Origin of the sequence: Micromonospora sp. NPDC023814 (assembly GCF_040639595.1) — a bacterium.
In the GTDB taxonomy this organism is placed as follows: Bacteria; Actinomycetota; Actinomycetes; order Mycobacteriales; family Micromonosporaceae; genus Micromonospora.
Window position 1 is genome coordinate 1 of the sequence record NZ_JBFAAF010000151.1, and the last position, 5486, is coordinate 5486.

Genomic DNA, 5486 nt, shown 5'->3' on the forward strand with positions numbered 1-5486 from the left:
CCCACCACCATGCCCGGAACCCAGCAGCATCGATAAACAACGATTAGGCGTGCCGGGCCGAAGGAGCCGGCGTCAGGCGCGAATCATCGAGGCTAGCGGGGGACCACGACGGAAACGTTCGACATGTCAAGGTCGGTCGACCGCCGACCCCGACGACAATGACGTACCTCATATTGACGCGGATCGTCCAATATGATGCGTCGGCCACTCCCCCGGGGCGACGCGCAGCCCTTTCTCGACCGGACGGAAACAGATTGCAATCAAGGGGTAGCGCATCGCTTCCCGTCGTTGCATACTTGCCGCCGACGCACGGCTGATCCCGGCGTGCCGAACCGACCGAAAGGCAATTCCGTGAAGCGTGACCAGTCGCCGGTGCTGCCGGGCAGCGGCGCCACCGACTACGCACGCTATATGCGCACGGACGAGCTGCTCGACCTGCAACGGGCGCCGGCCGAGATGATCCACCGCGACGAACTGCTCTTCCAGGTGGTGCACCAGTCCACCGAACTGTGGCTCAAACTGGCGGCGGCCGAGTTGACCGAGGCGACCGCCCGGCTGGGCGGCGGAGACCCGGCGGCGGCCGAGGCGCTGCTGGCGCGGGCGACGCTCGCCGTGCGGCTGGTCACCGACCAGCTGGAGATGTTCCGACACCTGTCCCCCGTGGACTTCCAGGCGATGCAGCCCGCGCTGGGCAACGGCTCCGGCGCCGAGTCGCCCGGCTGGCGGCAGGTCCAGGCGGCCAGCCGGCAACTCGGGTGTGCGTTCGCCGACTGCCTCGCCGACCGGGGCGTCCCGGTGGCGGCGTTGCGCCCGGCAGACCCGGCGGACCCGGTCCACCGGCTGGCCGAGGCGATGGTGGAGTGGGACGAGCGGGTGTCGCTGTGGCGCACGCGGCACTACCAGGTGGCCCTGCGGGTCGGCGGTCACGCTCCGGCCGGCACCCCGGGCAGCCCGGCCACCATGCTCGCCAAACTTGTCGGGCACCGGTTCTTTCCCGATTTGTGGCAGGCCCGACTCCAGCCCGCAGCCGACGATTCCGGTGCCGGCAAGCCCTGACATCCGCACTCGCCGGCGGTGACCGGCGTCCTCCCATTGTGGTGCCGATTCGGAAATGTCGAGGGGCGCTTCGTGCACGAATTGACGACCTGGTTGTCCGGTACGGCCGACCCGCGCACTTTTCCCTACCCGGCGGTGCTGCGCGAATTCCATCGGGTCGGCAAACACTTCGTCGAAAAGGAACTCCTCGCCCTGCTCGACGAGACGCGGGCGAGAGTGGCCGGCGCGACGGCGTCCGGCGGCGACGAGGCGCGGCTGTTGAGCGACTTCCTCGACGTGACGCTCGACAAGTGGGACGGCCGCTACGACTACCGCAGCTACCTGGCCCTACGCCTGCTCCGGCTGCCCCGCGGCGCGGACGACCCGCCCCGGCCGAGGGACGACGCCGCCTCGCGGCGCGCCCGTGACCGGCTGTTCGTCCGCCTGGTCGCCGACGCGTTGGCCTTCGAGTTGGCCGCCGCCGCCCACACCACCGACCTGCTCCCGCAGCAGCGTCCGGGGCCGCCGGTGGTGACCAAACGCTGCCGGCTCGGCGTCCGGGCCGCCCTGCCCCCGCTGGCCCGCCTCGGCCTGGTCGGGGCGGTCGGCGACGGCGGTCCGGCGACCACCGCCGCCGCGCTGCACGCCGTCGCCGCCGGCCTCGACGCCGACGGGGATCAAACGCTGCGGCTGAGCATGCTGCCGGTCCACGTGACCCACGACGAATACCTGTTCATCCGGGTGCTCCAGGCGTACGAGTGTCTCTTCGCCGGGGTCGCCGACGAGCTACGCGCCGCCGTCGCCGCGCTGGCCGGGGCCACGCCACGTGCGGCGGCCGACCGGCTGGGGTACGCCGGGGACCTGATCGGCGCCGCCGGCCCGCTCTTCTCGCTGCTGGCCACCATGCAGACGGAGTCGTTCCGGACGTTCCGGCAGTACACCGAGGGGGCCAGCGCCATCCAGTCCCGCTCCTACAAGCTCGTGGAGTCGCTCTGCCGTACGCCGGAAGGAGACCGGCTGGACTCGGTGGCCTACCGGTCGGTGCCGGAGGTGCGGTCCCTGGTGTGGGCCGGCCAGCCGACGATCGACGAGGCGTACCGGTCGGCCGTGCGTGCGGGCCGGCTCGACGGCACGGACCGCATGCTGGTGGCGCGGCGGATGGAGATGTTCGCCGGGGCCCTGTTGCAGTGGCGGCGCACGCACCACCGGATCGCCACCCGGATGCTCGGTCCCCGCTCCGGGACCGGCTACACGGAGGGCACCCCTTATCTGGCGGCGGTCCGCGACGTGCCGGTATTCACGGCCGTCACCGCCGATTCCCGCCCGGTCGACCCGATTGGAGGCCACACCGCGTGAGTCGATCCCACCCCGCGCCCGGGCCTGACGCGCCCCGGTGCCTCGACGCCGCCACGCAGGCCGCGCTGCGCGCCGAGTTCCCCCTGCTGGAGACCTGTGTCTACCTGAACAACAACTCCACCGGCGCGGTGCCGCGGGGCGCGGAGCGGGTGCTGCACGACTACTGGGAGACGCTGCGCACCTGGCGGGACGACGTGTGGCAGGGCTGGCACGTCGGTCTCGACCGGTACGCCGACTCGGTGGCCGCCCTGATCGGCGCACCGCCGGGCAGCGTGGTCACCGACGCGAACCTGAGCACCCTGCTCGCCCGGGTGGCGTCCTGTTTCGACTACCGCCCGCCGCGCGACCGCGTCGTCACCACCGACCTGGAGTACCCGACGGTGCCGTTCGTCTTCCGGGCGTTCGGCCGCTACGGCGCCCGCCTCGACGTGGTCGGCACCGGCGGTCCCCACCTCGACCAGGAGGCCCTGGAGGCGCGCCTCGACGAGCGGACGCTGCTGGTGTGCGTGTCGCACGCCAGCTTCACCTCCGGCGCCACCGTCGACCTGCCCCGCCTGGTCGCCCGCGCCCACGACGTCGGCGCGCTGGTGGTGGTGGACGCCTTCCAGACCGTGGGGGTGGTGCCGATGGACGTCACCGCCCTCGGTGTCGACGTCGTCCTCGGCGGCGCGCACAAGTGGCTCTGCGGCGTCGGCACCGCCTTCCTCTACGTCCGCCCCGACCTGGTGCCGGAGCTGACGCCGGCCGCCACCGGCTGGCAGGCCGGCGACCGGGCGCTCACGTTCCAGCCGTCCACCGGCTGGGCGCCCGACGCCCGGCGGTTCGCCGGCGGCACGCCGTACCCGGTCACCTCCCTGGTCTCCCAGGTCGGCCTGGACCTGCTGGCCGAGATCGGCACCGAGGCCATCCGGCGGCAGTCGCTGGCCCTCACCCAGCGGGTCCTGGACCGCGCCGGCGAGGCCGGCATCGCGGTGGTCAGCCCCACCGCGCCGCACCGCCGCGGCGGCGTGGTGTGCCTGGACGTCCCCGACGGCGAGGCGGTGAAGCGACGACTCGCCGCCCGTGACCTGATCTGCAGTTGGCGCGGCTACCTGCGGGTCGGTCCGCACGTCTACAACACCCTCGACGAGGTCGACGCGTTCATGGACGCGCTGGAGAAGGAGCTGCACCGGTGACCGTCACCCTCTCGCCGCGGGCGCTGATGAGCCTGCTCGCCAACGGTCCCAAGGCCATGGACGTGCTGGAGACGGCGTTCGGCATGGGCCTGCTCGACGCGCTGGAGCCCGGGCCCGTCCGTCTCGACGCGCTGGCCACCCGGTTCGGGGTACGCCCGCTACGGCTCTACAAGTTCCTCGACTGCCTGGAGAGCCTGGGCCTCCTGACGCGCGACGAGCCCGACGACGACATCGGCACGACCAGCTACCGGGCCGTGCCGGGGCTGCGCGACGCGGTCGCCGCGGTGGTCGGCCCCGGCGCGGTCGAGCGTGACCGGGACCGCTACCCCTGGCGGCGGCTGCACGGCCGGCTGCCCGAGAGCCTGCGCGGCCAGGTCAGCATCGGCGACGACGACTTCGCCTGGCCGCCGAAGACCGACGCGCAGACCGCCGACTTCGAACGCAGCATGGCCGTCGGGCTGGGACCGGTGATCGAAGCGGTGCGGCGGCACGCCGATCTGCTGTGGCCGGACCGGCGTCGCCTGCTGGAGGTGGGCGGCGGCGACGGGACGCTGGCCGCGCACGTCCTCGACACCGCGCCGGGCCTGCGGGCCGACGTCTACAACCTGCCGGCGGTGGCGCCGTTGGTGGCGGCCACCCGGGTCGCCCGGGGGCACCCCGAGCGGCTGGGGTTCGTCGGCGGCGACTTCCTGACCGAGCCGCTGCCCAAGGGGTACGACGCGATGTCGTTCGTGCGGGTGCTGCACGACTGGCCGAACGAGGTGGCCCGCCACCTGGTGGAGCAGGCGTACGCGGCGCTGGAGCCGGGTGGGCTGCTGCTGATCTGCGAGGAGTTCCGCACTCCGGACCGGCTGGCCATGCAGTTCTTCTGGAGCTACTTCCTGATCGGCGTGGACAGCTGCGTCAGCCGGCTGCGCGAGGCGGAGTTCTACACCAAGCTGCTCGCGGAGGTCGGCTTCGAGCGGGGGGCGGTGCTGCCCGGCACCTGGGAACTCGTCGTCGCGTACAAGCCGACCCCGGCCGGCTGACCGGCTCCGCCCCGGCCGCGCCTCCGGCCCTCTTCGTCGCCTTTGCGGCCCGACCGAACAGCAAGGTCATCTTCGTCGCGCCTGACCGCAGGACCGTCCCAGGTCTCGACGCGCCCGGCGCAGGGCGGATCACCCGGACCGGGTGGGGCGGGCTCACCCCGGCGCGGGACAGAGTGGTGACCCACGACAGCCAGGGAGGGCACCATGACGCTCCGCTCCAAGGTCAACATCGCGCCGACCGACGACGTGCCGCTGAAGCCGGCGCATGGCTACCGACTGCGCCGGCAGCGGCATCCGATCGGTGTCCGGGGCGGGCCGCGCCGAGCCCCGCGCGGCTACCGACTGCCCGACGCGGAGCGGCGGCAGATCCGGGCCGCGTACGACCTGCGGGAGCGGCAACTGGTCCGGGCCCTGGTGACGGCCGCCCGGCAGCCCGGCGACGCGGCGGAGAACCTGGCCGGGCAGTTGGAGCAGCGGCTGGACGCGCTGGTGCACCGCGCCGGCTTCGCCCGCACCGTCGGCGAGGCCCGCAGCCTGGTCGAGCACAACACGTTCACCCTGAACGGCGGCAAGGTCAACCGCCCCTCGTACCTGGTCCAGCCGGGGCAGATCATCCAGGTACGCCCGGAGCGGCAATGCCCCACACCGGCTGTGGTCGCCGCAGGCGGGTTCCGCGACGTCGAGGCCCCGCCGTACCTGGAGGTTCGACCGGAGGAATTCACCGCGACATTGACCCGGGAGCCGCGCCGGCAGGAGGTGCCCGACCTGCGCGACGTCCCCCTCACCGTCCGGTCCGACTAGCTGTACTGCCCAGGGACGTTGGTCGAGATTGTGTGACGACACGATCTGATGTCGTAGGCAGGTGAAGGCCTCCGGTTGTGGAGTGGAGCTG

At 72.8% G+C, this 5486-nt stretch carries 5 protein-coding genes; all 5 read left to right on the top strand.

The genetic code is table 11. The annotated features are described in order from the left end of the window. The first annotated feature begins 351 nt into the window (after nt 1-351). Nucleotides 352-1056 (top strand): tryptophan 2,3-dioxygenase family protein, encoded by a 705-nt coding sequence (locus AB0G14_RS34460; RefSeq protein ID WP_357704787.1) that lies wholly within the window; start codon nt 352-354, stop codon nt 1054-1056. A gap of 72 nt (nt 1057-1128) precedes the next feature. Then, entirely contained in the window at nt 1129-2391 is a 1263-nt protein-coding gene (locus AB0G14_RS34465) for a hypothetical protein (protein ID WP_357704789.1), read from the top strand. Next, nucleotides 2388-3566 (top strand): aminotransferase class V-fold PLP-dependent enzyme, encoded by a 1179-nt coding sequence (locus AB0G14_RS34470; RefSeq protein WP_357704791.1) that lies wholly within the window; start codon nt 2388-2390, stop codon nt 3564-3566. The genes AB0G14_RS34465 and AB0G14_RS34470 overlap by 4 nt, the downstream gene beginning before the upstream one ends. Beyond that, nucleotides 3563-4594: a methyltransferase gene (locus AB0G14_RS34475; protein ID WP_357704793.1), complete on the top strand. Its 1032-nt coding sequence runs from the start codon at nt 3563-3565 to the stop codon at nt 4592-4594. Before AB0G14_RS34470 ends, AB0G14_RS34475 begins: the two co-directional genes overlap by 4 nt. Nucleotides 4595-4798: 204 nt before the next feature. Next, nucleotides 4799-5395, top strand: a complete 597-nt coding sequence (gene rpsD, locus AB0G14_RS34480) for a 30S ribosomal protein S4 (RefSeq protein ID WP_357704795.1) — start codon at nt 4799-4801, stop codon at nt 5393-5395. Nucleotides 5396-5486 lie beyond the last annotated feature (91 nt).